General features: G+C 43.6%; 34 protein-coding genes and 2 tRNA genes. 12 read left to right on the top strand and 24 right to left on the bottom strand.

Translation table 11 applies throughout. The features are described from left to right. The first annotated feature begins 31 nt into the window (after window positions 1–31). Entirely contained in the window at window positions 32–964 is a 933-nt protein-coding gene (locus T497_RS0100290) for a phosphatase PAP2 family protein (RefSeq protein WP_024859461.1), read from the top strand. Between the two features lie 2 nt (window positions 965–966). Here T497_RS0100290 and T497_RS15320 read toward each other — a convergent pair whose 3' ends face one another. Next, window positions 967–1,104 (bottom strand): hypothetical protein, encoded by a 138-nt coding sequence (locus T497_RS15320; RefSeq protein ID WP_242836481.1) that lies wholly within the window; start codon window positions 1,102–1,104, stop codon window positions 967–969. 76 nt (window positions 1,105–1,180) lie between these two features. On the opposite strand from T497_RS15320, the gene T497_RS19000 reads away from it, so the two are divergent. Next, the gene (locus T497_RS19000) at window positions 1,181–1,306 is read left to right on the top strand and encodes a hypothetical protein (protein ID WP_431602417.1); all 126 of its coding nucleotides are present in this window, start codon (window positions 1,181–1,183) and stop codon (window positions 1,304–1,306) included. Continuing rightward, entirely contained in the window at window positions 1,290–1,676 is a 387-nt protein-coding gene (locus T497_RS15315; protein ID WP_431602416.1) for a tyrosine-type recombinase/integrase, read from the top strand. The genes T497_RS19000 and T497_RS15315 overlap by 17 nt, the downstream gene beginning before the upstream one ends. An 831-nt stretch (window positions 1,677–2,507) precedes the next feature. On the opposite strand, the gene T497_RS0100275 is transcribed toward T497_RS15315, so the two are convergent. The 19 genes from T497_RS0100275 to T497_RS0100190 form a co-directional block, all read right to left on the bottom strand. Continuing rightward, window positions 2,508–3,434, bottom strand: coding sequence for a hypothetical protein (locus T497_RS0100275; RefSeq protein WP_028513895.1), 927 nt, complete (start codon window positions 3,432–3,434; stop codon window positions 2,508–2,510). A 5-nt stretch (window positions 3,435–3,439) separates the two neighbouring features. Beyond that, on the bottom strand, window positions 3,440–4,072 hold the full coding sequence (locus tag T497_RS0100270; protein ID WP_028513894.1) for a hypothetical protein: 633 nt from the start codon (window positions 4,070–4,072) through the stop codon (window positions 3,440–3,442). Then, window positions 4,069–4,548: a hypothetical protein gene (locus T497_RS0100265; RefSeq protein WP_028513893.1), complete on the bottom strand. Its 480-nt coding sequence runs from the start codon at window positions 4,546–4,548 to the stop codon at window positions 4,069–4,071. The genes T497_RS0100270 and T497_RS0100265 overlap by 4 nt, the downstream gene beginning before the upstream one ends. A 325-nt stretch (window positions 4,549–4,873) precedes the next feature. Then, window positions 4,874–5,149, bottom strand: a complete 276-nt coding sequence (locus T497_RS17860; protein ID WP_242839952.1) for a restriction endonuclease — start codon at window positions 5,147–5,149, stop codon at window positions 4,874–4,876. After that, window positions 5,137–5,436: a hypothetical protein gene (locus T497_RS0100255; protein WP_028513891.1), complete on the bottom strand. Its 300-nt coding sequence runs from the start codon at window positions 5,434–5,436 to the stop codon at window positions 5,137–5,139. The genes T497_RS17860 and T497_RS0100255 overlap by 13 nt, the downstream gene beginning before the upstream one ends. Before the next feature lies 1 nt (window position 5,437). Continuing rightward, window positions 5,438–5,698, bottom strand: a complete 261-nt coding sequence (locus T497_RS17855; protein ID WP_080693248.1) for a helix-turn-helix domain-containing protein — start codon at window positions 5,696–5,698, stop codon at window positions 5,438–5,440. 117 nt (window positions 5,699–5,815) lie between these two features. Next, window positions 5,816–6,007, bottom strand: coding sequence for a hypothetical protein (locus T497_RS0100250; protein WP_028513890.1), 192 nt, complete (start codon window positions 6,005–6,007; stop codon window positions 5,816–5,818). 60 nt (window positions 6,008–6,067) lie between these two features. Further along, window positions 6,068–7,051 carry a hypothetical protein gene (locus T497_RS0100245; protein WP_028513889.1) on the bottom strand — a complete coding sequence of 328 codons (984 nt, stop codon included), beginning with the start codon at window positions 7,049–7,051 and terminating at the stop codon, window positions 6,068–6,070. Between the two features lie 124 nt (window positions 7,052–7,175). Then, window positions 7,176–7,544 (bottom strand): SpoVG family protein, encoded by a 369-nt coding sequence (locus tag T497_RS15310; protein ID WP_051530387.1) that lies wholly within the window; start codon window positions 7,542–7,544, stop codon window positions 7,176–7,178. Beyond that, complete coding sequence (locus T497_RS0100235; protein ID WP_028513888.1) at window positions 7,541–7,918, bottom strand: hypothetical protein; 378 nt, start codon at window positions 7,916–7,918, stop codon at window positions 7,541–7,543. The genes T497_RS15310 and T497_RS0100235 overlap by 4 nt, the downstream gene beginning before the upstream one ends. A gap of 13 nt (window positions 7,919–7,931) precedes the next feature. Further along, the gene (locus T497_RS17185; RefSeq protein WP_051530385.1) at window positions 7,932–8,618 is read right to left on the bottom strand and encodes a DUF3846 domain-containing protein; all 687 of its coding nucleotides are present in this window, start codon (window positions 8,616–8,618) and stop codon (window positions 7,932–7,934) included. Beyond that, on the bottom strand, window positions 8,615–8,878 hold the full coding sequence (locus T497_RS15300; RefSeq protein WP_037324121.1) for an AbrB/MazE/SpoVT family DNA-binding domain-containing protein: 264 nt from the start codon (window positions 8,876–8,878) through the stop codon (window positions 8,615–8,617). The genes T497_RS17185 and T497_RS15300 overlap by 4 nt, the downstream gene beginning before the upstream one ends. Next, window positions 8,871–9,158 (bottom strand): hypothetical protein, encoded by a 288-nt coding sequence (locus T497_RS0100220; protein ID WP_028513887.1) that lies wholly within the window; start codon window positions 9,156–9,158, stop codon window positions 8,871–8,873. The genes T497_RS15300 and T497_RS0100220 overlap by 8 nt, the downstream gene beginning before the upstream one ends. A 2-nt stretch (window positions 9,159–9,160) precedes the next feature. Then, window positions 9,161–9,994 (bottom strand): DNA adenine methylase, encoded by an 834-nt coding sequence (locus T497_RS0100215; protein WP_028513886.1) that lies wholly within the window; start codon window positions 9,992–9,994, stop codon window positions 9,161–9,163. A 113-nt stretch (window positions 9,995–10,107) separates the two neighbouring features. Further along, entirely contained in the window at window positions 10,108–10,308 is a 201-nt protein-coding gene (locus tag T497_RS0100210; RefSeq protein WP_028513885.1) for a hypothetical protein, read from the bottom strand. Next, a complete protein-coding gene (locus T497_RS18195; protein WP_155266828.1) occupies window positions 10,292–10,438 on the bottom strand; it encodes a hypothetical protein in 147 nt (48 codons plus the stop codon). The genes T497_RS0100210 and T497_RS18195 overlap by 17 nt, the downstream gene beginning before the upstream one ends. A 1-nt stretch (window position 10,439) precedes the next feature. Further along, window positions 10,440–11,429, bottom strand: a complete 990-nt coding sequence (locus tag T497_RS18995; RefSeq protein WP_080693246.1) for a pentapeptide repeat-containing protein — start codon at window positions 11,427–11,429, stop codon at window positions 10,440–10,442. Between the two features lies 1 nt (window position 11,430). Beyond that, the gene (locus T497_RS15290) at window positions 11,431–12,318 is read right to left on the bottom strand and encodes an LPD28 domain-containing protein (protein ID WP_051530383.1); all 888 of its coding nucleotides are present in this window, start codon (window positions 12,316–12,318) and stop codon (window positions 11,431–11,433) included. Between the two features lie 114 nt (window positions 12,319–12,432). Next, complete coding sequence (locus T497_RS0100190) at window positions 12,433–12,717, bottom strand: DUF4314 domain-containing protein (protein WP_024861311.1); 285 nt, start codon at window positions 12,715–12,717, stop codon at window positions 12,433–12,435. 106 nt (window positions 12,718–12,823) lie between these two features. Between T497_RS0100190 and T497_RS0100185 the strand changes: the two genes are divergently transcribed. Both T497_RS0100185 and T497_RS0100180 read left to right on the top strand, forming a co-directional pair. Continuing rightward, window positions 12,824–13,885 (top strand): O-acetyl-ADP-ribose deacetylase, encoded by a 1,062-nt coding sequence (locus tag T497_RS0100185; RefSeq protein ID WP_028513884.1) that lies wholly within the window; start codon window positions 12,824–12,826, stop codon window positions 13,883–13,885. 110 nt (window positions 13,886–13,995) lie between these two features. Next, window positions 13,996–14,643 carry a vWA domain-containing protein gene (locus T497_RS0100180; RefSeq protein WP_028513883.1) on the top strand — a complete coding sequence of 216 codons (648 nt, stop codon included), beginning with the start codon at window positions 13,996–13,998 and terminating at the stop codon, window positions 14,641–14,643. A 308-nt stretch (window positions 14,644–14,951) separates the two neighbouring features. Here T497_RS0100180 and T497_RS0100175 read toward each other — a convergent pair. After that, window positions 14,952–15,026: transfer RNA gene (locus tag T497_RS0100175), tRNA-Glu, on the bottom strand. A gap of 3 nt (window positions 15,027–15,029) precedes the next feature. After that, window positions 15,030–15,106: transfer RNA gene (locus T497_RS0100170), tRNA-Met, on the bottom strand. Between the two features lie 215 nt (window positions 15,107–15,321). Here T497_RS0100170 and T497_RS0100165 point away from each other — a divergent pair. The 7 genes from T497_RS0100165 (at window position 15,322) to spoVAE (ending at window position 21,354) form a co-directional block, all read left to right on the top strand. Next, window positions 15,322–15,765 carry a DUF5680 domain-containing protein gene (locus tag T497_RS0100165; RefSeq protein ID WP_037324118.1) on the top strand — a complete coding sequence of 148 codons (444 nt, stop codon included), beginning with the start codon at window positions 15,322–15,324 and terminating at the stop codon, window positions 15,763–15,765. A gap of 15 nt (window positions 15,766–15,780) precedes the next feature. Next, entirely contained in the window at window positions 15,781–16,737 is a 957-nt protein-coding gene (locus T497_RS0100160; RefSeq protein WP_347491209.1) for an AEC family transporter, read from the top strand. Window positions 16,738–17,274: 537 nt separating this feature from the next. Beyond that, window positions 17,275–18,096: a hypothetical protein gene (locus tag T497_RS17180; protein WP_028513880.1), complete on the top strand. Its 822-nt coding sequence runs from the start codon at window positions 17,275–17,277 to the stop codon at window positions 18,094–18,096. Window positions 18,097–18,098: 2 nt separating this feature from the next. After that, a complete protein-coding gene (locus T497_RS15280) occupies window positions 18,099–18,899 on the top strand; it encodes a hypothetical protein (RefSeq protein WP_037324116.1) in 801 nt (266 codons plus the stop codon). 1 nt (window position 18,900) lies between these two features. Continuing rightward, on the top strand, window positions 18,901–19,566 hold the full coding sequence (locus T497_RS0100145) for a type II secretion system protein (RefSeq protein WP_028513879.1): 666 nt from the start codon (window positions 18,901–18,903) through the stop codon (window positions 19,564–19,566). 412 nt (window positions 19,567–19,978) lie between these two features. Then, a complete protein-coding gene (locus tag T497_RS0100140) occupies window positions 19,979–20,995 on the top strand; it encodes a stage V sporulation protein AD (RefSeq protein ID WP_028513878.1) in 1,017 nt (338 codons plus the stop codon). A gap of 2 nt (window positions 20,996–20,997) precedes the next feature. Further along, window positions 20,998–21,354 (top strand): stage V sporulation protein AE, encoded by a 357-nt coding sequence (gene spoVAE, locus T497_RS0100135; RefSeq protein WP_028513877.1) that lies wholly within the window; start codon window positions 20,998–21,000, stop codon window positions 21,352–21,354. Between the two features lie 182 nt (window positions 21,355–21,536). On the opposite strand, the gene T497_RS15275 is transcribed toward spoVAE, so the two are convergent. Next, entirely contained in the window at window positions 21,537–24,164 is a 2,628-nt protein-coding gene (locus tag T497_RS15275) for a cation-translocating P-type ATPase (protein ID WP_037324111.1), read from the bottom strand. Window positions 24,165–24,380: 216 nt separating this feature from the next. Continuing rightward, window positions 24,381–24,728 carry a type II toxin-antitoxin system PemK/MazF family toxin gene (locus T497_RS0100125; protein WP_028513876.1) on the bottom strand — a complete coding sequence of 116 codons (348 nt, stop codon included), beginning with the start codon at window positions 24,726–24,728 and terminating at the stop codon, window positions 24,381–24,383. Window positions 24,729–24,751 lie beyond the last annotated feature (23 nt).

Genomic DNA, 24,751 nt, shown 5'->3' with positions numbered 1-24,751 from the left:
GCAGCAACAGGAAAGGAAATCAGTACCGATAATGACACAAAAAGCGATCAACGATACAAATAAATACAGGAAGATGATAAAGCTGCTCATAGCTGCTCTGCTTTTACTTATCTTATTGTTCCTGACGGGAACATTCTGCGACAGGGCTGCGGCGGAAACGCTTTTCTCTCCAGATAATACTTTTATTAAGGTCATAACGTCAACAGGGGTCTACCCTATATATGCGGTACAGGTACTGTTTTACGGAGCCCTTTACGAACGGACCCTTCATTCGTCAAAAAGCAAGCAGTTCAAAATGGTTATATGCACCTTTTTTATTCTTACAGCGTTATTCTTAGGATTCAACGGCGGAAAAACCCTTGCATCAAGAAACAACTTAGGAGAAATATTTCCGTCATTCATCGGAAATCTTCCCGTGATAATAATAATCAGTGCAATACTTGAATATCCCCTGTTTTTTATAGGATATTTTTACGCAAAAAAATCAGATGACAAGCTGCTTACACAAAGAATATTCGGACTTTTCATTGTGCTGCTTTTCGCATTTATATCCATGCAGGTGATGAAAAACTTTTTTGACCGTCCGCGATACCGCACCGCAGTCCTCGGATATGAGGGGATAACATTTGTTCCGTGGTACAAACCGTTTACAGGCGCTGAGAAATACGTTGCTGCATACGGTATCAATGCCGACGAATTCCGCTCCTTTCCCAGCGGCCACAGTATATTCAGCAGCCTGTCAACGTGCATATTTCCCTCTCTTGCATGGCTGTTTCCTAAGCTGAAAAATAAGCAGATGCAGCTTTTCGTTGCAGGCTTTATTTTCTGTATCATCATAATGTTCACAAGAATGTTACTCGGAGCGCATTACCTGAGCGATGTCTCCGCAGGAGCTATAATAGGCGTTCTTTCATCTATAGCCTGTGCAGCAATACAGCTTCGCATATCACAAAAAAATACATGAAGTCATAAAAAAAGCTCCGACTGTATAGCCTGCGGTGTATTGAAACCGCATCTTGCCTGAACATCGGATATTTTGAAACCTTTGGATTTTATGATATTTTTGATATTATTACCTGTTGCCTTTACATCGATAATTGGCATCGTGAGCAACTCCTTTCCTTGTATTATGAAAACAAAAACACCGCCTGCTTGCATACAGACGGTGTTTATCATTTGTATGGATCACAACACAAAGAAAGTGCTCTCCGAAATGACTATCCACTACGTTTATCTGTACCACCAAAACGAAGAAGTCCCAGAGAACGCTGAAATTTCCGCAGGAGATAATGGATATGCTCCGTGAGTACAAGGACGAACAGGATATGCAGGCTCTCAAATGCGGTGACAAGTGGGTTGAGACTGACAGGCTCTACACCAAGTGGAACGGACTGCCCATGCAAAACGGCACTCCATACTTCTGGCTCGGTGAATTCTGTGAGAAGCACGATCTTCCGTTCTATGGCTTACATAGTTTCAGACATTTGTTCGCTTCGCTTCTCGTCAATCATGGTGTGGACATAGTGACTGTTTCGGGAGCGTTAGGACATTCGACAGTTTCTACAACAAGTAATATCTACTGTCATATGTTGGAAGAAGCACAGGCGAAAGTCTCCGAAGCGGTCAGTGCAGCACTTGATTTTTCAGGCAGTAAAAAAGAGCCGGAAGGTGAATAACCTCCGGCTCGGAAAACGACGTTTTTTGAAATAAAGAACAAACAAAGAACAAATTGCATTTTCACATAAAAAGCAAAACTCGGAAACGGCGATATTACGCTGTTTCCGAGCTCTTACAGAAGTGACCCGTACGGGAATTGAAAGTCAAAACAGACGTTTTCCTGCTTCTTGTGATTGTGCGATTTTGCCTATATTACGCAATTTTGAAGCAATTTACGGAAAACGCTTTTTTCTGTTTTTTAGTGCTTTTTCTTAACAATAGCGTACAAATAGCGTACAAAAACGGAACTGTATATTTATCCATAATATTAAATTATATGCAAACTATTTCTGCTTCTACGGAGACGAGCTTAACCACATTTTGGTGCTTATATTATACCACATCTAAGCACAGAAGTAAATGGGTATAATATAAAAATCACTGTATAACAGCCGAACCGCCCAGTGGGCGGCCAGTAATAATACAACTAAAAAATTACGTTCTTACCGTGCAGCTCTATGGTGTAGATAGCGATATGATACTTACTTCTTCACTGGTTGCTACACAGGCTGCAATCAACGAAGGAAAGTAATTCCAAAATATACTCAGATCGGCTATTTTACGCTGAATCTGGACGATGCTAAAGAATACCTTTACGCAAAGTCTACGAAGCGTAGGATACTAAGTTGGCGTGATATTCACGTTAATGTGTTTATCTGAATAAACAAATAGAGCTCTCACAGTTTCGGCTGTGAGAGCCTTATTTATGTATAACAATATATGACAAGAAAGGCAACCCAATTGGGTTGCCTAGCTTTTTCCTTATTCGAACGATGCATTTATAAAAGCAATTAGTTAACACTATCAGAAGCAATTTCAGGTGTGTTTTCTTGTAAGGATTCTTTTTTTCTCTCAATTTTTTCTGCTATTGTATCAGCGATATCAGAGATAAAATCAAGATAACACTTATTATTCCATTCATCGTTTTCTTTGTCAGTTTGATACTCCTGAATTAATAATGGAATGATTTCCAAAAAGACCAATAAGTTTAGTTTAGCTTTCATTTCCTCATGTGCATCTTTATCAAACTCGCCTATATACGATAAAAGATTTACATCTAAGACATTACTTTTAATGCTAACATCAATTTTAGTGTGACTTCCGTAGCTTAATTCAATTTCGACGTTTTTCAATTGCTTACTTTCTAGGAAGAATGACAATGCACTTATAACATTCATTACTGATTCTCCTGAAGCAGACAGTTTAGTTTGACTATCTTCTGTATCACCTTTAAACCCTTTTATTGCATTAATGCATAATTCATCTTCGTTAACATCAATTTTGTTATTAGTATAATAAAGTCTATTTACTAACCATAAAAAGAAATCACTGTTCAGATTAAATGTGCTATTATCTAATTCATTTTTTCCACTATATGAAAGCATTTTTCTCAAAACTAATTTAGCATCGGATTTCTTGTTGATAATGTAGTTGACACCTGTACCAGTTGTATATACTACAATAAACCCAGATTGAGGTACGATATTCTCCTCTGAACCAGTATTTGAAACTCTGTCATATGAAAAACTTATTAGATTATATTCTACGGCTGTTTTTAGGAATGAGGCCATCAAATTGTCTTGAAAACACTTTTCTATTCTCCAATTTCTTCTCGATATTCCATTATCGTTATCATCATCAGGAATTTCATCAGTGAGTAAAGAAATTGCTTCGTTAATGTCAGATGTTTTATTATCTTTCCATTTTGTGGTTGACACATATTTCACCTTATTTCTATTATTGCTTTATTAGAGGTAAACTCAGTAAAAAGTTTGTTTTTATTCAATTCACAACATAATTCGGATTTGACTTGAACGTCTTGATTTTTGATAAACATTATGTCCAAACTGATTTTTGTATTAATTGCAGCTTGTGCATTAAACATTTTGTCTATGTAAACAACAAAATTTCCATTGGAATCAATTCCTGCAACATTACTTGGGTTGGATAATTGCATAGTGTAAAACGGTGATGCAGAACTTATAATCCTCAGGTCTTTGCATTTGCTCTGATAAGCTGATACACTGATATCAACTCTAATTCTTTCTGGAGTTGTACCATTAATCCTTAAAGTTGGAGTATTCATAATACTGGGATTTTCTTTTCCTCGGTAAAAAACAACTTCTATTCTTTGTTTTTTTATTCTTGTTTCAAAAAAGTTTGCTATACAATTTAGCACTATCTCTGATGAAGCAAAATAAACAGAAATACCAACATCATTTGCTATGTCCGGATCAGAAATAAGCTTTTCAAAGATATTATAAGTATAAAAAAGCTTTATTCCGACAAATGCACTCAAAAACGGCATTAAAACCTTTAACAGTTTAGATAGAAATCTCAGAGTATTTGAAATCATCCGAATACCCCTCGCTCTACCATTGGCTTAATTATACTATCAACAATATTATTAGCTTCTTCATTAATTATAACAATACCATTTGATTGTATTTTTATATCAACATGTATTGTTTCTATTTTACCTTTAAAAGAAATCCTACTGATATCGATAGAAGAATCATCTGATAGGAACTCAAGTCGCTCACACAATAAGCAGATGTAAGCTGGATTCTTTTGAATTGATTGAATAAGTTGGAGCATTTCCTCGGTGAGTTCTTCATCATCTTCATTGAATTCTATTTTGTAGACCTGCATTCCATAGCGAGTTGATAGTTCTTTTAACAACGATATGATCAAAGATGTAGAAATAATTACTTGTCGATATCCTTGATCAAATTGATTTTTCAAAAAAGAATAGTACTCAGAGGTTTCGTCATAAAAAATAGTTTCAATTTTGTTGCTTTTACTAAAAAGCTTAAACTTTTTGTATTTCATGCTTACACCTCCTCATTTTTGATTATAACATAGAAAACATTAAAAATCAATATGGATTGTCTATTTTTGAGTACAAATACAAACTATATTTTCATCTAATTGACTATTACTGAATCTATTGTATACGTTTTTTGAAACTGTGAGCGTAGTAAGATATGAAAACTTGATTTTTTCAAACTAATATAGTACAGTTATCTCAAGCCTGCACATTATACTGTTGCAGAGAGAGATTTACATTGCGTATTGTAGTGCTTAGAGCGAAGTGCAAATAGTGTTGCATTTTTCACCTCAACAATTTAATGATCAACGTACTCGTCATAGTCTTTCAAACGATACTGATTACTGGAATATATACCATCTTTAATGGGATCATTTTTCTGTATTTTTCGCTTAGGCTATCATAATATTTTAATACAAGATCTACAAGTTCAGTACCATTAATTCCACGAATAATCGGGGTATTATCAAGATACTGCTTTGCTTTTTTTGTGTAATTTGATAGTGTAACAAACAAGCCATAGTCGCCTTCACGCATAGCCCCCTTTAAGGACTGAATTGTTGTTTCTTTGATATCACTATCCTGACTCTTTACCTGTACCAGTATTCGCGGAGGTAACTCGTCTTTGTACGCAGTAATATCAATACCGCTATTACAATCAGTTTTAATATCTTCTCGGTGAACTCACCCCTGCTTGTATTTGGTTCAATACATTTATGGAGTTTTTGTAGGGAAGCGATAGCGTCATATATGGTTATGAATACCCAATCGAACATAGCATCATATATTACTCTGGCAGTTTCACTAGTAATAACACCTACTGTATTATCCCATGCGGACGATATTCCTCCGCCTATATAATCTATGACATCACTTATCCAATCAAACAATTCACATCACCTCCAGTTTGTATAGATTTGTGCTTCGCCCTCCATGAGTACGCCAGCGATGGGTCCTGTTCAGCATTTCTGCTAATTCAAGATCTTTTAACGCTCTGAAGACAGTTTTTTTGGATATGCTCAGATCACTGGCTATAGTTCGTACCGATGGATAACATTCACCGTTCTTGTTAGCTCTGTCACATAAATAACAGTAAACGCTGACAGCTCTATGCGGTAACCCTAAATCATATATCCTTCTGGATACAAGCAATTTACATTCCTCCAGTCTTTATATCAGGTGGTTCCATTTCTGAAAAATCTTCATATTCTTCTTCAGACGGTGGAACAGTTTCATTTCTTTTCTGTGGATATTTAATTTCTACTTCTCTTATGGAGAACCAAGCAACGTAGAGGCTTGAGCTATTATTTCATCAGAAGTTGGAAATGCAGCATTTTCTGTTGTTATTGCTGCTTTTGCAGGAATAACTGTGCTCATTGATGTGCTGAGCATAGAAAAAGCGCAGAGACTAGCCATAAGTCCTGCGCCGAGTTTCTTTATATTCTTTTTTATATTGATCATTCTATTCTCCTTTTCATTATTAATGAAAAAAGAGCCGAAACTTTCGGCTCTATGATATATTTATCTGTACCAGTTATTTTCAACAGTTACATTTATCCTGTTATCATAAATATCTGTGACTATATCAAGACCATTTGGATAAGGTAGATCGCCACTTGGACATGTAGTAGGAGCTCCAACTACATCTCCCATAGGTTCCATATAGTAATACTTACCATCAAGTTTGATAATATTCGCCACATGTCCATACCAGTCATAATCCGAAGAACGAGCTATATAGCATTCTAAACCAGCACCTTTTGACATAAAATACGCATTTATAGCGTAGTTTATACAATTTATTCCGCCCATAGCTTCAGTCTCATTACATATAGCTACAGCTTTACCATAGTCAGTACCGTCATGTGTAAGATTAGCCCCCTTCTCATAAAGCCAGTTATAATCTATATCATAGCCATCTATAAAGGTTTGCATCTGATCATCAAGTCTGTCATAATCAAGAATCTGAGGCTTAGGTGTGGGTGGCTCGGTTGTTTTAGGTGGAGGAGCAGTTGTGACGGTTGTAACAGTCGTTATCTGCCGGGTAGTGACTGTTTTAGTTGTGGATGCAGTCTTTATCTGCGATAATGCAGTTGTTTGAATTTCTGCAGTTTTTTGAGTAACCTTATTCTGGGATACGTCTTGGTTCTGAGATCCTGTTTGGTTTATGCCGACTCTGTCATGATTATTGTTGCCATTTGATGAGGAATTATTGGATGAAATGGTTGTTACAACAGAATTGTTACTTTTATTCTCTTGAGAGCTAGTGCTTATAGTTGTAGCTTTAGTTCCCGAAGATACCATATCTGAACTGGTTACTTTAGCTTTGTTTGAGGTGCTTCCGGCTACTGTAGTGTTAACCTGTTTATTTTCAGTGTCGGCAGTTTCTGTCTCTTTTACCATAGTAACAATCTGCGTATCAGGTGTGTTATCAGGTATATCTGCTTGTCCGCAGCCTGTCAGCATAACAGAACACATAACCGGTATTGTTATGATCTTTTTCATGGTATCGCTCCCTTCTTCAGGTTTTATTCTACGATACCATATATTTCAGAAAAAATCCAGACTTTACACAGAAATTCTCTTTTTATTACAACTTGAACAGTCACTTTTCAGCAGATTTACTACGTCATGTCATCACAGGCTCGAAATTCTCCGATAGGTCTTCCTCGATATCCTCTTCTTCACCCTCAGTCTGCTCAATCTCGATCTCTGTTACCTGTGACTGCTCAATAGCATAGTTATATGAGTTCAGAACAGCCTTAGAGATAGCTTCACGTGCAGGTTTTGTTATAGCATGGAAAGTATCACGGTATTTTGTGTTGCCATCATTATCCTGGAAGCTGGTTGAAGGCATATTTACAAAAAGACCATTTTCGCCATCCATTACGCGGATACCATGAACTGCAAACATACCGTCAAGCGTAACGCTTGCATATGCCTTTGTTGCATATTCCGGATTATCTACGATTCTGTTGATTTTTGCGGAAATCTTCATAATACATCACCTCCCATCGCTATAAAGTTATCCTCTGAAAAATCAGAGAGCTCCATATCATAATCGCTATCAAGATCCTGTCTATCTGCGATAGTAAATAGTACCCTGCCTAGATTTTCGTTCAGAACTTGCGTATTCAGACCGTACCAGGTTACAAGTTCATCTACTATTACAGTCAACGGGTTCTTGAATCTGATAAGATAATTCATTTCGTAATCATTTGTTATATCAGGCAACATTTCTACTATCTTATTTATCACGGCTATTCTTTCAGCATTGGCGATAAGATATTCGTTACTTTCATTTTCCCATTCCTGTTTATACTTCTGATAGCATTCGGCTACTTTTTTTCTGAATTTGTCCTTTATATTCATTTTTAGCTGCCTCCTACATCATCATGGTCATATCCTCTGAATCATCCATTATCTGATCAATTTCACCATTTATAAGGCTCATTGGTGTTATAAGCATATTTTTTGAAAATCGATCCGTATATTTACTGATCTGCTCATTTGTCAGAGAACATGAGTCCTGTTCTCCATAATCATTTATTCCGTTGCCTGTTATGCAGAATGTTCCGTGAATACAAATTCCACCTACGATTCGATTAGGGAATGAGCCATTAAGCAGGAATTCCTCGTTACAGAAGATAACAGCATCGTTGGCAGGTTCAAAATAAACAGGCTCTATAAGGCCGCCAACTACAGATTGAAGACCCTTATAGTCATTTTTTATCTCAGCGGTATATGGTTTCTTCAAAGGCTCCAAGATCATAACGGTCATCGTATTGCTTTTATCAGCCATTTCTGTATTAAAGTCTATGGCGTCATAACCGTTTGCATTAAGAAGATAAGTTCCTTTAAGAGGACTTCCATCACATATTTCTATGATATATCCATTTGTAACGGCTTCTCCGCAGAATCCTGGCGGCTGAGAGAATTCAGAATTACATATAGATACTATATCATCAATTGACTTACATTCAACTTTTCCTCCGTAAACCAGATTGTAGTCTTTTGGATCTCTTCTTTCAATAGCATAAACACTCTTTGGTTGGAATATCCTTATTCTCATGAACCTTTTCTCCTCTTCCTTTTGTCGATAAGATAATTTAACATCTGCTCGCATTCTTTTTCTGTCATTTGTTCTGCAAGCTCAATGATACCGTTGTTAATGCCGCAATTATCACATATTTTTTCTTTTGTAATTACGACATTTCCTTTTTTAATAGAAAAGCTGATAATGTCACCGGTATGCATATTTAGTGCATGGCGAATAGGAAGTGGTATTGTAGTACGGCCTCTTTTGCCGAAAAATCGGTATATCTTATTCATTATCATCATCCTCCATACAATTATTTTTAAGTGGACAATCATCGCAGTCATCGTGTGCGTTGCAGCAGTTGTTGATCTCTTCTTCAGAAATACCACAGTCATAACATATTCCACTGTGAGTTTTACCTTCCTCTGAAGGATACATTGCTATTTCAAATTTGCCAGGGACAACGGTAATTTCAAGCTCAACTTTAGCTCCGTCTTCTAGAAAGACTCCCGGGACAGCGATTTTTCCGTCATCATCGATATATCCCTTAGTATGAATCGTGTTTTTCTTCATTCTTATTCCTCCTCCTGAAAACAAATATCATTGTCGAGAAACGACAGTTGACGGTTCATGTTTCTTCTTTCAGCAGTATCGTAATTGCTTATAAGCACTTCTTCATACATGCAACCGTTGTCATAACGCTGTGCAAGATTGTTTATGCGGCTGATAGATTCTATTTTTATATCCGGTTTATCCCACAATGCTCTTATCTCTGGACAATCGTTATATGACACAAGAAACTTCCCCTTGCATTCGAGCAACGTATTTCTGAGTCTTATATGGTCTTTTGCGGTGAATCCAACATCCTTATAGTAGCTTTCTGTAGCGAAATATGGCGGATCGCAGTAAAAAAAGCTGACAGGGCGGTCATACTGCCTTATCAGCTTCTCAAAATCCTTATTTTCTATAATTACCTTTTGCAACCGCCTTGCTGCCATATCAATCATCGGAAAGTCTGACCATATAGAGTGCGGCTGGCTGCCGAAGCTGTCAAGCCCGCTTGCATAGCTGTATCGTACCAGCTGATAGAATTTGGCAGCTCTGTCGTAATCCCTGAGTTTAGGAAAAAGTTGCTTTTTATGGAGCATTGATATCCAGTCGAAGTCCTCACGGGAATTAAGAACATATCTCAGCTTGTATTTCAGCTTGTTCGGGTTGTTCCTGACACAGCGATACAGGTTGACCAGATTGCTGTTGAAGTCGTTATATACTTCAAAATCCATATCCGGTGGCTTATGGAACAGGATCCAGCCTGCACCGCCGAATACTTCTATATACCGTTCATAATAGGGAGGGAAACGCGCCAGCACAGCATCACGAAGTGCTTTTTTACCGCCTACCCAACTCATAAAACTGTTCATTGGAGTTCCTTTCTGTTGTCGCCGACAACAGAAAGTATCCTAGTGCAAAGCCGCTTTGCTGATAACAGAAGTGGTTTCTGTTGCCGGCAAAACGACCTTAATTATGATGCATTATAGAGGAGTTTCTCAATATATTCTGATATGATTCTGAATTTGCTTTCATAGCTTCCCGACAGGTTTACTTTCCTAAGCAGTTCCTTATACTGTCTTTGTGACAGTAAAGGCTTTGTACTGCGTAGTATTACCGTTATATCTCCACCGGGCAGTCTGTAGATATCTCTGTAGTTAGGTTTCTTTTTCATCTTGTGCCTCCGTTAGTTCCTTGTTGAGTCTGTGTATTTCATGACGAAGAGCCTGAACTGCTACTCCGAGGGAACCTACTGCGGCTCCGATAAGGATACCTATCAGCAGTCCGATGAAAAGGTTGGTCATATCACATCATCTCCATTCCCATTTCTTCTGATGGTTCTTCTTCATAAATTGAAGTTATATTGACGTATTCTCCGATTATACCAAGTGCTTCTTCATAACTGCCGGATGAAGTTATGCGTTCACACATTTCCTTTGCTTCTGTAGCCATATGGTTATGGCGAAGCGTTTTTGATGCTATTCCCATGAGATTAAAGATATTCCCGTCTTGACCGATTAATGGACAATCAGGTTTTTTATGATCCTGCGACTGTTCTTTTTCTATAAAACCTCCGAATTTATTAGGAACGTAGTCGGAAAGCCATGTACCATTGAACTGGTCATACGTCTGTAATCGCCATATTGCGAGCTTTCCGATATTCAGATCTATATCTTCAAACGGGAACATTATACATGTATGTCCATCTGTCTCAAAAACATACAGTTTACTGAACATACTGCCGTTTAGCAGTATTTCCGAGTCTGTCAGTGTAGTATTTATGCCATCTGCCCATTCCTGAATATCTCCGCCGCAGCCTTGTAATATCAGTCCTTCTTTGTCACTCATATTTCTTAGATCTTCCGGACTTATATTTACTATTTCGGCTTCAGGGAGCTCATAGCACCTTTCAAGACTCATATCATTTTTATCACAGTTATGATACTGGACGTTTCGCAGTGAACTATGGGTGAATATAGTGCTTTTGAGATTACAGTTTTCAAAGGCTATATTTCTGAGAGCTGCCTCTTCGGCAATAAGCAAATGACAATCACAGCAGGTGAAACTTATGTTCTTAAGTTCTGCAAAACACATACCTGCGTCTGTGATATCACATAACTTGAAATCACAGTTTCTGAATATAGCGCCATTAAACTGTTTCCCTGCGAAATTTAGCCTGTCAAAGATACAGTTTTCGAATACTGCACGTTCACCTTCATTTTCTTCATTCCATTTATTATGGAGCAAACATGCATTATCAAGCTCCTCCTGCGTTATTATCCTTTTTTCTCCCATATTATACCTCCGTCATTCCCATACTCATTTCTTCTGACTGCTCGGGATCATATTCCCTAAACATATATATCGACATATTTTCTCCGAGAAAGTTGGGGCTGTTGTCTTGATTCAGAGAGATATATCCCTGTTCTCCTAGTTCTATAGGTTCCTTAGTTATGATAGAGCCTGCGTGGTTTACAGTAACATTCTTTTCAATAGCGCAGAAGTTACCGTTATCGTCGTGTCTCAGATTATAACAGTACATTCCTTTAGGGATATCAGCATCTGTGATACGCTCATTTGTGAATAAAGCAGGCAGATCCTCAATCTCAATAAGCTCATATTCATCGTCATACTCGATATTGACATATCCTGTTTCACTGGCGTTCAGATATAAGGCGTAATCCTCTTCAAGACTTACATCCATTACTTTTGCGGCGAATTCAAGGCATTCTTTTTGACTTTTGGGGAAGTATTCTTCTACGCGCTCACCATCGTAATAAACGTAACGCCCACAATTCCTACCGATATCTTCATCAGCCCATTCATGCTCCATTTTAACATCAGGAAACATTTCTGACAGCTTTTGCAGTATTGGATGCGGAGCAGACCATGCCGTAAGGAATTTGATCTTACCATCTTGAAAGGTTGTATTTTCAGTATATCCATAGGAATTCCACTTGGTTCCCCAATTCCCAATTCGCCAGTCATACCAGTTATTCTCGCCATAAAGCTCTCTTTCACGTATTCCCAGCGAGCCGTTGTAAACGGTATCCGGCATAGGTAGTATTTTTTCAAAATCAACCGAACCTATACCGTGTTCGTCATTTTGTATTTCCTTTAGCATCGCTGAAATTCGGCTTTTATTGCCAGAGAAAGAAATTACATTTGTTACATGATTAGGCATTTTTCATCTCCTCGTCTATTTCCTTTATATATTGAAATACTTTATCAGTAGGCAACAACTCCTTCCTTATATATGTAAAAAGCCGTATTGATCAAACAATACGGCGTATATGGACTATGTCATATTCATTTGTAATTCCGGTTCTTCTGTAATATTCTGGGTTTCGGATAGTTCCTCTTTTACAGTATGGAAAGTATCAACACCAGGTATAAGCCCAAGCTGTCTTCCGTTTTCAAAAACACAGTGTATTGTACCTATATCATCTACGGCTATAACTTTACCCTTGGTTCCGGAAGCTATAGGTCTTGGATCCTCTGGCATATTATCAACACAGATACCTGTTCCGGGAGGATACATATCCTTATAGCGTTGTATTGCCTGACTTGAAAGCTCTTTCACTTATATCCCCCTTTCAGATCAAAAAAGCCTGTTTTATGTAAGTATTGATAATCTGCATAAGGTATGGTATAATTTTATAAATAAGAGTGAAGGGGAGGTTGCTCGTATGCCATTCAGGATAATCAGGAACGATATAACCAAGGTCAAAGTCGATGCTATTGTTAACGCTGCAAATTCATCTTTGCTGGGCGGAGGCGGAGTTGACGGCGCTATACATCATGCAGCAGGTCCGGAGCTGCTGGCGGAATGCAGAACCCTCGGCGGCTGTAAAACAGGAGAAGCAAAGCTTACAAAGGGATATGCTCTCGACTGTAAATATATCATACATACTGTAGGTCCTGTTTGGCACGGCGGTGATCGCTGTGAGGAAGAGCTCCTGCGTTCATGCTACAGGAATTCCCTTGAGCTTGCAAAGAAAAATGACTGTGAAAGCGTGGCTTTCCCCCTTATTTCGTCGGGAATATACGGCTATCCGAAGGACAAGGCTCTTGATGTGGCTGTTTCCGAATTCAGAAGCTTCCTTGACGAAAATGATATGGATATCACACTTGTCATATTCGATAAGGACTCCTTTGAGGTCAGCTCAGGCATAGTCGGCGAGATAAGGCAGTATATAAGCGATACTTATGCAAAGAAATGTGCTGACCGTGACAGAAGAAACAGGAGCGGCGCCTCGGTAATCGGAACGTACCAGCTTGCAGGCGCAAAACCAATTGGATTATTCGGCAGAAAAAAGGAAAGCATGAAAGAAAGCTCCGCAAATATCATGCCCGAAGAAGATATCTGCTGTGAAACCAGCGCCGACCTTGAAAATATGCTGAAAACCCATGATGAATCCTTTTCGGAAGCCCTGCTCAGGCTCATAGATGAAAAAGGCATGACCGATGTGGAGACTTATAAAAAAGCCAATATTGACCGCAAGCTCTTTTCAAAAATACGCAGTGACAAGAACTACAAGCCTAAAAAGCAGACCGCAGTTGCTTTTGCAGTAGCCCTTGAACTTGACCTCGGTGAAACAGAGGAACTGCTGAAAAAAGCGGGCTTTGCTCTGTCAGACAGCCTGAAGTTTGACCTGATAATCCGCTATTTTATTGAACGCAGCAATTATAATATCTATGAGATAAACGAAGCACTGTTTGCTTTTGACCAGAGTCTCATAGGTTCATAATTTGTCGCATTAAAAGCGACCAAAACACCTCCGTGATGATGTATACTGTAATTACAGTAAAGGAAACGCGAAAGCGGTTCCGCAGAAAACATCAAAACGGAGGTATTGTTATGAAAAAGAATTTAACTGAACTGGTATTCATTCTTGACGAGAGCGGCTCAATGAGCGGACTTACAGCTGATACTATCGGCGGCTTCAATTCCCTGATAGCAAAGCAGAAAAAAGAAGAGGGCGAAGCTCTTGTATCAACGGTGTTTTTCAGCAACAGCTCCAAGGTGATACATGACAGGGTGAAGCTGGAAGACGTTCCCAAGCTTACAGACAGGGACTATGTGCCCTCAGGCTGTACTGCACTTCTTGATGCAGTGGGAGACGCTGTTCATCACATCGCCAATATCCATAAGTATGCCCGTGAGGAAGATGTTCCTGAAAAGACGCTGTTTGTCATCACAACGGACGGTATGGAGAACGCCAGCAGAAAGTACAGCCACAAGGACGTGAAGAAGCTCATTGAAAAAGCGCAGGAGGAAAAGGGCTGGGAGTTCATATTCCTCGGAGCCAATATCGATGCTGCTGAGACAGCAGGCTCTATCGGTATCAGCGCGGAACACGCAGTTGATTATCATGCTGACTGCTGCGGTACGGAAGTTCTTTACGAAGCCGTTGACTGTGCTGTAAGCAGTATAAGAGCCGAAAAGGGACTCAATAAGGCTTGGAAGTGTTCTGTTGAAGCTGACAATGAGCGCAGGAAAAAGTAATAGTCCATAATAAAAAAGGCTGGACTCATAAAAATCCAGCCTTTTTATCATATATTTAGTTGGCATATTGAATAAGAAAGTAAACAAAACTTCGTTAAAAATAAACAATGGATTTTGAAGCTGTTTTTATGCCAAAATGGGATCAAACTCATCTGAAATGCTGATTTCAAGAGTTCACTTCCCGTAACATCGGAGTTTTTCAGAAAATATATCTATGAAAATTGAAAAAATTTTCAGGCTCTAAGAATGCAAAAAATCCCCGAAAAATCGGGGATTTTTTGTGAAATATCTATTTTGTAAAATAGACATGGTGACCCGTACGGGAATTGAACCCATGATTCCGCCGTGAAAGGGCGATGTCTTAACCTCTTGACCAACGGGCCATGTGGTAGCGGCAGTAGGATTCGAACCAACGACCAATCGGGTATGAACCGAGTACTCTAGCCAACTGAGCTATGCCGCCACAAATAAGCAGGCGTCACCTGCGACTAAATTATTATAGTACAAAACGATGAAAAAGTCAAGTACAGAAAGAAAAATGCACTGAAATTTGTTGACACGCACAATTTATCACATACAAACGGGACTCTTGTTGGTGAAATTATAGCCTGACCGTATTGACAAGACGGGCAAAAAGGAGTAAAATTAAGTATCAAACCAAAAACAGGAGCTATAATCATGACAAGAGATGAAATAATTCAGTTTCTCATGAGAGCCAAACGCGCCACATACGCTGGCAAGGGAGCTGAGACCGCGTCCTCGCGCCCGAGCTCTCACGACCTTGAGTACCGAGAGGGCGACCTCATGTACCTCGACACATTCCTCGGCGGCGAGCGCTTTGCTGGAGAAGAAGCCCTCTGGATAGGGGACGTTCCCTACTGGAGCATGAATTACGTCGGCAGAGTCACAGGGACTCCTTTCAGCGGCGATTTTCTCAAAGAAGCTCTTCTTCGTGTGCCTTTTGAGAAGCCCTTTCGCGGACCGCAGGAGCATTCCTACGGGGACTATACCTACAAATGCGAAGTAAGCGGAGATTTTGAGTGGTTTCAGGGCTATGAGACCATAGAATACAGGGGAGCTGTGATATACGACTGCTATTTTCACGGCTCGACGATAAAATAAACAGGTAGTGATAGATTGTTTCTGAAAAATCTTATATTCAGCCTTAATGCCACAGTTCCCGTATTTCTGATGATGGTATTCGGCTGGTTCGTACACAGGATAAAGCTTCTTGACGACAATGCCACAGCGCAGATAAACCGCTTCGTATTCAGAGCGCTTCTGCCTGCGCTGTTGTTCATGGACCTGTCCACAGCGGACTTCCGTGCAGTATGGGACGGCAGATTCGTGCTGTTCTGCATATGCGCGACGCTTCTCAGCGTAGGCATAGCGGTTCTGTACTCCTTATTGTTCAAAGACAGGGCAGAACGGGGCGAGATAATACAGGCGAGCTATCGGAGCAGTGCGGCTGTTCTGGGCATAGCCTTTGTCAACAACATATACGGACACTCCACCATGGCGGCGCTTATGATAGTGGGAACTGTGCCACTTTACAATATAGCGGCGGTGACAGTTCTTGCGCTGACATCTCCCGACAAGGACAGGAGCAGGGGCAAAAAGGCTCTTTTCCTCAGCACATTCAAAAGCATAGCCACGAACCCCATAATACTGGGAATAATCGTGGGAATAGGCTGGTCGCTGCTGAAGATACCTCAGCCTGTGATACTGTCGAAATCTGTGACATATCTTGGAAATATGGCGACTCCCTTATCCCTGATAGCGCTGGGAGCTTCATTCAGATTCGGCGAAGCCAAGGACAAGCTGCCTGCAACGGTGGGCATAGCCTTTATAAAGCTGCTGCTGTTCTGCGGAATATTCCTGCCAATAGCAATAAAGCTTGGATTCCGCGGCGAGAAGCTCATAGCCATACTGGTAATGCTTGGAAGCGCCACAACGGGAAGCTGCTTTGTAATGGCGAAGAATCTGGGACACAAGGGCGTAATCACGGCATTTGCGGTAATGCTGACCACGCTTTTGAGCGCATTCACCCTGACGGGCTGGCTGTTCCTGCTGAAATCATTAGGTTATATCTGATTATGGGCGATGATGAATTTTGCCGAGCTCACGAACGGGATTCCAAAGGGGCTATGTTCCTTTGGCGAAGTCCAGAGGCAGCGCCTCTGGCGGGTTTGGGCAGAGCCCAAAGAAACAAAGGCGCTCCGCAAGGGGTGAATCGAAAAACAATCCAGTGAATTGTTTTTCGAGAGGGTGACTCCCTGCTGTGCAGGGAGATGTCAGCAAAGCTGACAGAGGGTGCCGAGCCCGATTAGGGACGCCCTGCAAGAGAGGGCGTCCCTTAATGGAACGGCGAGAATTTCTGAAACATATAATATAAGCGGACAGATGAACTGTCCGCTTTTTATTTTATCGGCACTTGCTTTTTACTGCTAAATGATATATAATTACAGTGAACATCAAAAAAATTTGACGTTCACTATAATAAATGATAAAAATTGCCTCGCACATTCGCAAACTTACGTTTGCTCCGTGCGTATCGGCAAATAGCAAACGCCAAAAATTTTTGTCGTTTGCTATGTTTCAAGAAAACAACTTCAAAAAGGAGTGACATAAATGCCTTATTGTACAAACTGCGGAAGAAAGCTCGATGACGGCGAGGTATGCAATTGCACCGCCTCTGCGCAGGGAGCTCCCGTGCAGCAGGCTCCGCCCCCTCAGCCGATACCCCCACAGCAGGGCTATGGGCAGCAGCCCTACGGCGGCTATCCTCAGAACGGACAGCCATACCCGAATCAGCCCTCCCCATATCAGCCGAACTATCAGTTTGCCTACGACGGACAGGCTCTGCCGCCTCCGCCAAAGCCCAGCAGCAAGTGGATACTTGCCATAATCATACCCTTTGTCGTAGTAACTCTTGTACTGATGGGGATTTTTCTGGCGATATTCGTGCCGTCGCTTTCGCGCTACAAGGAGAAATCAAAGCAGACGAGCATAAACAACAAGGCAAGCAGTATCTACAGGGGGGCAAATTCCTCCTTGGTAGACCTCGATTCGGACGATGTCGATACAAAGGGCGATTATATCATAAGCTCTGACAGCTCAAAGAGCATCGCAGTTCCCTATGACGTGGAGAAATTCTACGAAAAAGAGAAGCGTTACTTCGATAAAGTCGATGAACTGGAATATTTCATAGTTATCAGGGACGGTCATGCAGTATATTCGGCTGCCGCTGAGAGCTGGAACGACAAAAAGGTTAGGATAGGCACATATCCTGCCGAGTATACAGGCTCGGCGGTAGCTTATTCACCTTTGAAGTATTCTCCGAAGGGCGAAAAAGAGCATATAGAAAAGAACGATACCCTGAATGAGATTTACAATGACGCTGTAGAAAAATTCAAGGACGACATCAAAAAACGAAATTACAAGGAGTGGTGACAATGCCATATTGCATAAATTGCGGAAGGTTTTTACAGGAGGGCGAGGTTTGCAATTGTACTGCCAATGCACAGGGAGCTCCCATGCAGCAGCCAAACAGCGCTGCACCACAGGGCGGTCAGTTCTATAACGGCGGAATGCAGCCGCCTCCGCCGCCCTATCCATATAACGGACAGCCCTATCCGAACCAGCCCTATCCACAGGGCTATCCTGCGCCTTATTTCGGTCAGCAGCTGGCACAGCCCCCGAAAAAGAGCAATGCGTGGATACTGGCTATAGTTATCCCGCTGGGAATAGCTGTTCTGCTGATAATAGCCATATTAGCCGCAATATTAGTGCCTTCAATGCTGGGCTATACCAAGCGTTCAAAGCAGTCGTCCTTACATTCAAAGGCAAATACGCTTTGTAAGGCGGCTAATACAGTGATGATTGAGCTCGATGAAAAATCCAATGGCGGTATCAATGTGAAAGGACGCTATATCATATGCTCCGATAAGGGCAAAAACAGCGGAGTTCCCTTTGATACAGGCGAGTTTTATAAAGGTCTCGAGAAATATTTTTCTGATGTCAAGGATTATGATTATTTCATCGTCATTAATGACGGCTGTGCAGAATATACGGCTCTGTCCGAAAGCTGGACAAAGAAGAGCTATGTGGGTACATATCCCGGCGGAACTGCAAGGAACATAACGAAGTATAATCCGGGCGGCATAGGCGGTAGCGCAGGTGAAAAGGCAAGTCTTTATGACCTGTATAAGGACGCTTTATACAAGCTTGCCACATATGTCGATAAGGAGCGCTGAAATGCAATACTGCAATAAATGCGGAAGACCGCTCAATGACGGCGAGGTCTGCGGCTGTATGCAGTCAGCACCGCCGCCCTATCCGCAGGGCTGTGCCTATGACGGACAGCCCCTGCCACCTGCGAAAAAGAAAAGCTATACATTGCTGTTTGCAATAGGCATACCCCTGCTCTGTGTTATCGCCATTGTTATCGCGCTGGCGCTTCTGCCTGTATCGTCGGGCATTGGCAAGCAGAGAAAGCAGAGAGAGCTTACAAAGGCTGCTAAGGAGATGACAGAAGCGGCAGATAAGGCTCTCCAAAGGGTAAAAGCCGACGGCGAGGAGATAAGGGGCGTCAATATCATAACCTCGGGCAACGAGGCTATCGACGGCTATATATGTTCATTCGATGCCGACAAGTTCAGGAAGTATTTTTCTGAGGATACGAAGTATTCCGACAAGTGCTATTTTATCTTTATAAATGACGGAAAAACGGAATATTTAGCCGTTTCCGACAAATGGAACGATAATAAGGGCATTATCGGGACTTATCCTTCGGTAAACAAGGCTGGTATGAAATACAGCGCCGACGGCTCGGTAAAAAGAGCAGGAAAGGACACTGACCTTATGGACCTCTATATCGACGGCGTACATGAGCTCTATGAGGCAAGCTACAAAGGAAAATAAGGCACAGGCGTGACTAACCACAGCACTTATACAGAAGTTTATAGTTAATTATGGGGAAAACCTTTCTGAGGAAAGGTTCTTCCCCATACCCCTTTCCAAAGACTTTTATCTGGTTTTTTCTCAGATAGGGCGCTCCTGCATTTTGCAGGTTTTTTTTATTTTATGAAGCGCCCTATCTGAGAAAAAACAAAACGAAAGTTTTAGGGAGAGAGTTTGAGAGTGACTCTCCGCAGTGCGGGGAGATGTCACGCAGTGACAGAGGGGACGTCCTCCGTCAGAGGGTCCCTTTTTCAAAAGGGGTTCTCTCAATAATAAGCATAAAACTTCTATATAAGTATTATGATTAATGACACGCCTTTTTGTATATTCCCGTAAAAATGCCGCATAATATCTCCGAAAGCGAGGTATCAGCATGGCAGAACGAATAGCAAGGGGAGTTTTCCGCACGGATACTCCCGTAAGAATAAGGAGCTACGCCGCAGTAGTAGGCGAAAAGGAGGGCGAGGGACCTCTCGGGGAATGCTTCGACGAGGTGGTGACGGACAGCCACTTCGGAAAGGACACATGGGAGCAGGCGGAGACGCAGTTCCAGCTTGAAGCTGTGGGACTTGCACTGCGCAAGGCAGGTCTGCAAAGAGAGGATATCGACGTGATATGCGCAGGAGACCTCATCAATCAGTGCATAGGCTCGGCATACAGCGTCAGGGAGCTTGCCGTGCCCTTTCTGGGACTTTACGGAGCTTGCTCCACTATGGCAGAGGGGCTTCTCATCGCTTCTGTGCTGACGGACAGCGGTATCGCGGAGCAGGCTGCGGCGGTGACTTCATCACATTTCTCCACGGCAGAGCGGCAGTTCCGATTTCCTCTGTCCTACGGCGGTCAGCGAACTCCCACATCGCAGTGGACCTGTACCGCTTCGGGAGCAGTGATAGTCTCCCGTGACAGCGGAAATATCGGCGTAGCTGGCGGTTGTATCGGCAAGATATCCGACCTTGAGATAACCGACATCAACAATATGGGCAGCGCTATGGCGCCTGCGGCTGCGGACACCATAATGCGCTATCTGTCGGCAACGGGGACAGTTCCCGAGGACTATGACTACATCGTCACAGGTGACCTTGGCGTGGTGGGGAGCGAGCTTCTCAGGGACTTCCTGCTGAAGCAGGGCGTGGATATAACCGCTCAGCACCGTGACTGCGGAGCTATGATATTCGACGTGGAGAAGCAGGATATGCACTGCGGCGGTTCGGGCTGCGGCTGCGGAGCAAGCGTGCTCTGCGGTAATTTCCTGCCAATGCTGGAGCGCGGCGAGGCTCAAAATATACTATTTGCCGCCACAGGAGCGCTCATGTCGCCCATGTCATTGCAGCAGGGCGAGAGCATACCCTCGATATCACATCTGGTTCATCTGAGAAAGGAGCAGGCATGATAATAGATATACTAAAGGCATTTTTAGTGGGAGGACTGCTCTGCGCCGTGGGACAGGTCCTCATCGACTTCACAAAATTAACGCCTGCGAGGATACTCACAGGCTACGTTGTTACGGGAGTAGTATTATCGGCGGTGGGACTGTACAAGCCCATAGCCGAGTTTGCAGGAGCAGGAGCTACAGTGCCCCTGACGGGCTTCGGTCATCTGCTTGCGGAGGGCATAAGAAAGACCATAGGCAGGGACGGATTCCTCGGCATATTCACAGGGGGGCTTACCGCCGCCGCAGGCGGTGTGACAGCGGCATTGCTGTTCGGGCTTATAGCTTCGCTGCTGTTCAAGCAGAAAGACAAGCTATAAATGTAGGGGCGGCGTTTCGCCGCCCGAGTCTAACGAAACAACTCCAAATGACCATATGTAGGGGCTGATGCCCACATCAGCCCGACAATATTTCCAAACCAAACGGGGCGATGTAGGCATCGCCCCCTACATTATCCCAATATAACATATGAAAACGGGCGGCGAAACGCCGCCCCTACATATTACTTCTTGCTAAAAATCGAACTTATCACAGGCACAGCCGCGCTGAATCCCAACGCCGTCAGCAGCTGCGGTGTGCTGAGGTCTACGGTGCTGAACACCATTTGCAGCTGTGGCAGAATCACTGCGGCGGCAAGGACTGCGGCGGATATCACCACTGCGATGACCAGCTTCATATTGCCGAATGGGTTCATGCGGAACAGGCTGCGGTGCTCCGAGCGGCACTCGAAAACGTGTATCAGCTGCGACACCACCAGTGTTATGAGAGCGGCGGTGCGGCAGGCTTCAAGGGAGCCTCCCAGCCGCATGACCGTGGTGAAGCTTGCCAGCGTTGACAGCCCTATGAACACGCCCCGAATGACTATCTTCCACATGAGACCGCCCGAGAAAAAGCCCTCCGCAGAGCGCCGCGGCGGTCGGTTCATTATGTCCTTTTCGGGCGGCTCCATACCGAGAGCCACCGCAGGGAGCCCGTCTGTGACAAGATTCACCAGAAGTATCTGTACGGGCAGCAGCACCACGGGCATACCCATGAGTATGCCGAGGAACATGGTCAGCACCTCGCCTATATTGCAGGACAGCAGATACCGCACGAACTTCCTTATATTGGCATAAACGCAGCGCCCCTGCTCAACGGCGCTGACCAGTGTGGCAAGGTTGTCGTCCATGAGTATCACGTCGGCAGCCTGTTTTGTAACGTCGGTGCCTGTAACTCCCATAGCTACGCCAACATCGGCTTCTTTCACCGCAGGAGCGTCGTTTACGCCGTCGCCTGTCATGGTGACTATCTCGCCGCGGCGCTTGAAGCTCCGCACGATACGCAGCTTATGTACGGGCTCGACACGGGAAAACACCGTGTATTTGCCGATAACTTGGTCAAGCTCCTCGTCGGATAGTGCGTCAAGCTCCGCACCCGTCATAGCCAAGCCGCCTTTGAGCAGACCTGCCTTTTTTGCAACTGCCACGGCGGTGTTTTTGTGGTCGCCTGTTATCATGACGGTTTTCACCGAAGCCGCCGCGCACTTGCGAATGGCAGTTTTGGCTTCTTCTCGGGGCGGATCGGTCATGCCTGCAAAGCCCAGAAATACCAGATTTCCGCGGTTGGGTTCAAGAGTATCGGAGCTGCACATCGCCAGCGCAAGAACTCTCAGCGCCCTGTCTGACATTTCCGCCGCCTTTTCGGCAAGCTCCCGACGTACAGCGGAGCTCATAGGCACGGGAGCACCGTTTTCGCTGATATACTGAGAACAGCGCGGCAGGAGGACTTCCTCGGCGCCCTTGAAATACATACGCTTGTCGCTGCCGCAGGAGCAAAGCACCGCCATAAAACGAGTCTCGCTGTCAAAGGGGTGCTCCCCGATAACGCGGCAGCTCCCCGAAAGGGACTCCCTTGTTATGCCTGCCTTTGCCGCCGCAATGAGCAGAGCCGCTTCTGTGGAGTCTCCCGTCACCTGCCATTCGCCCCTGCCTGCAAGAGCTCCTCTGTTGCGGCTTTTGGGGACTTCCTGAGTGCTTATCTCCGCCGTAGAGCAGAGAACTCCGCACCGCAGAGCCTCCGTGAGAGCCTTTTCGGCGGTTGGATTCACGGCAATATTGTCATCGCCCTTTGTGACTGCTCCGCTGACACGGTAGCCCATGCCGCTGAAATAGTAGTCCGCCGAGACAGTAGACAGCTCCGTGACGGTCATTTTGTTTTCGGTGATAGTGCCCGTCTTGTCGGAGCATATCACCGAGGTACAGCCCAGAGTCTCAACGCTGTGGAGCTTGTTCACAAGAGCCTTCTGCTTCAGCATACGGCTGACTGCAAGAGCAAGAGCTATAGTCACCGTTGCAGGCAGTCCCTCGGGGATAGCGGCAATGGCAATGGTTATGCCCGTCATCAGCATATCGAACACGTTCTCGCCGCGGAGCACTCCTGCCCCGAAAACGGCGGCGCAGACGATAAGGCATATCACGGCGACGGCTTTGCCAAGCTCCCCGAGCCGCTTTTGCAGGGGAGTAGGCTCCCTGTCTATATCGGTGAGCATTTCCGATATCTTGCCCATTTGAGTATTTTTGCCCGTGGCTATGACCTTTGCGCGGCAAACGCCCTTGGTGGCGGAGGCTCCGCAGTAGACGATATTGGGCTTGTTGAGGGAATTGTCGGTATCCTCGGGAGAGCCTGCCGACTTGCTGACAGCCACGGATTCTCCCGTGAGTATGGCTTCGTCGGAGAAGAAGCCTGCCGCCTTTAAAACGGCGCAGTCCGCAGGTATGCGGTCACCTGCTTCAAGCTCGATAATGTCTCCCGTAACAAGCTTTGAAGCCTCGATTTCTTTCAGCTTGTCATCACGCCAGCACTTAGCCGTTGGAGCGGTCATGGAGCGGAGAGCCTCCAGCGTGTGCTCGGTGCGGTACTCCTGTATAAAGCCGAGAATGGCGTTGAGCAGCACTATGAGTATGATAGTCACGGCGTCGGATATCTCTCCGAGGAGTATTGATATTACCGTAGCGCCGAGGAGTATCATCACCATGATGTCCTTGAATTGTCCTATGAATATTTTCACAGGACCTGCCTGACTGTTTTCGGCGAGGACGTTTTCACCCTCGGTTTTCAGTTTTTCTGCGGCTTCGTTTTCTGTAAGTCCCATATTTTCACCCTTTCACAGATGTTGTCCTTACAGGATATGTCCATTGTGGGACAAATATTCTTTTGGAGTGATCGGAAAGAAGAACTAAGAGCTAAGAACTAAGATTGTAGGGGCGGATATTATCCGCCCGTAAAATGCTTTGAATTATCTGATCACTATTCACTAAAAAATAAAAAGCCTTAAAGAAGCATCTGCTTCTCTAAGGCTTTTGGCGTATTATATTTCCAGACCAAAGCTGATAGACAGCGCTGTGTCCACCTTATCCATTGCGTTGAGGTCAAGCTCGCCCATTTTGTCCTTGAGACGGCGCTTGTCGATAGTGCGTATCTGCTCCAGAAGCACGATACTGTCCTTTGCAAGTCCGCATTTGTCCGCCTCTACCTCGATGTGTGTGGGCAGGTGGTTCTTGTCGCGCTGACTGGTGATAGCCGCGGCGATGACCGTGGGACTGTGCTTGTTCCCCACATCGTTCTGGACTATAAGTACAGGTCTGACTCCGCCCTGCTCAGAACCCACAACGGGACTGAGGTCGGCGTAGTATATTTCTCCGCGTTTGACTGACATAGTATTTCTCCCGATATATGATG

Source organism: Ruminococcus flavefaciens MA2007 (assembly GCF_000621845.1).
GTDB classification, from domain to species: domain Bacteria; phylum Bacillota; class Clostridia; order Oscillospirales; family Ruminococcaceae; genus Ruminococcus; species Ruminococcus flavefaciens_E.
This window is presented reverse-complemented; position numbering and strand designations above follow the sequence as displayed.

What these genes read in the sequence shown, in the direction of transcription:
- T497_RS0100245 (WP_028513889.1), bottom strand. Translation starts at nt 7,051, where the DNA reads ATGAAAAAGATCATAACAATACCGGTTATGTGTTCTGTTATGCTGACA.
- T497_RS15300 (WP_037324121.1), bottom strand. Translation starts at nt 8,878, where the DNA reads ATGAATAAGATATACCGATTTTTCGGCAAAAGAGGCCGTACTACAATA.
- T497_RS0100165 (WP_037324118.1), top strand. Translation starts at nt 15,322, where the DNA reads ATGACAAGAGATGAAATAATTCAGTTTCTCATGAGAGCCAAACGCGCC.
- T497_RS15280 (WP_037324116.1), top strand. Translation starts at nt 18,099, where the DNA reads ATGCCATATTGCATAAATTGCGGAAGGTTTTTACAGGAGGGCGAGGTT.
- T497_RS18995 (WP_080693246.1), bottom strand. Translation starts at nt 11,429, where the DNA reads ATGGGAGAAAAAAGGATAATAACGCAGGAGGAGCTTGATAATGCATGT.
- T497_RS15290 (WP_051530383.1), bottom strand. Translation starts at nt 12,318, where the DNA reads ATGCCTAATCATGTAACAAATGTAATTTCTTTCTCTGGCAATAAAAGC.
- T497_RS15315 (WP_431602416.1), top strand. Translation starts at nt 1,290, where the DNA reads ATGGATATGCTCCGTGAGTACAAGGACGAACAGGATATGCAGGCTCTC.
- T497_RS15320 (WP_242836481.1), bottom strand. Translation starts at nt 1,104, where the DNA reads ATGCCAATTATCGATGTAAAGGCAACAGGTAATAATATCAAAAATATC.
- T497_RS18195 (WP_155266828.1), bottom strand. Translation starts at nt 10,438, where the DNA reads ATGACCAACCTTTTCATCGGACTGCTGATAGGTATCCTTATCGGAGCC.
- T497_RS0100215 (WP_028513886.1), bottom strand. Translation starts at nt 9,994, where the DNA reads ATGAGTTGGGTAGGCGGTAAAAAAGCACTTCGTGATGCTGTGCTGGCG.
- T497_RS0100210 (WP_028513885.1), bottom strand. Translation starts at nt 10,308, where the DNA reads ATGAAAAAGAAACCTAACTACAGAGATATCTACAGACTGCCCGGTGGA.
- T497_RS0100290 (WP_024859461.1), top strand. Translation starts at nt 32, where the DNA reads ATGACACAAAAAGCGATCAACGATACAAATAAATACAGGAAGATGATA.
- T497_RS0100250 (WP_028513890.1), bottom strand. Translation starts at nt 6,007, where the DNA reads ATGATCAATATAAAAAAGAATATAAAGAAACTCGGCGCAGGACTTATG.
- T497_RS0100235 (WP_028513888.1), bottom strand. Translation starts at nt 7,918, where the DNA reads ATGAATATAAAGGACAAATTCAGAAAAAAAGTAGCCGAATGCTATCAG.
- T497_RS15275 (WP_037324111.1), bottom strand. Translation starts at nt 24,164, where the DNA reads ATGGGACTTACAGAAAACGAAGCCGCAGAAAAACTGAAAACCGAGGGT.
- T497_RS0100180 (WP_028513883.1), top strand. Translation starts at nt 13,996, where the DNA reads ATGAAAAAGAATTTAACTGAACTGGTATTCATTCTTGACGAGAGCGGC.
- T497_RS0100140 (WP_028513878.1), top strand. Translation starts at nt 19,979, where the DNA reads ATGGCAGAACGAATAGCAAGGGGAGTTTTCCGCACGGATACTCCCGTA.
- T497_RS0100220 (WP_028513887.1), bottom strand. Translation starts at nt 9,158, where the DNA reads ATGAAGAAAAACACGATTCATACTAAGGGATATATCGATGATGACGGA.
- T497_RS0100185 (WP_028513884.1), top strand. Translation starts at nt 12,824, where the DNA reads ATGCCATTCAGGATAATCAGGAACGATATAACCAAGGTCAAAGTCGAT.
- T497_RS0100145 (WP_028513879.1), top strand. Translation starts at nt 18,901, where the DNA reads ATGCAATACTGCAATAAATGCGGAAGACCGCTCAATGACGGCGAGGTC.
- T497_RS0100125 (WP_028513876.1), bottom strand. Translation starts at nt 24,728, where the DNA reads ATGTCAGTCAAACGCGGAGAAATATACTACGCCGACCTCAGTCCCGTT.
- T497_RS0100270 (WP_028513894.1), bottom strand. Translation starts at nt 4,072, where the DNA reads ATGATTTCAAATACTCTGAGATTTCTATCTAAACTGTTAAAGGTTTTA.
- T497_RS19000 (WP_431602417.1), top strand. Translation starts at nt 1,181, where the DNA reads ATGGATCACAACACAAAGAAAGTGCTCTCCGAAATGACTATCCACTAC.
- T497_RS17180 (WP_028513880.1), top strand. Translation starts at nt 17,275, where the DNA reads ATGCCTTATTGTACAAACTGCGGAAGAAAGCTCGATGACGGCGAGGTA.
- T497_RS0100265 (WP_028513893.1), bottom strand. Translation starts at nt 4,548, where the DNA reads ATGAAATACAAAAAGTTTAAGCTTTTTAGTAAAAGCAACAAAATTGAA.
- T497_RS17185 (WP_051530385.1), bottom strand. Translation starts at nt 8,618, where the DNA reads ATGAGAATAAGGATATTCCAACCAAAGAGTGTTTATGCTATTGAAAGA.
- T497_RS15310 (WP_051530387.1), bottom strand. Translation starts at nt 7,544, where the DNA reads ATGAAGATTTCCGCAAAAATCAACAGAATCGTAGATAATCCGGAATAT.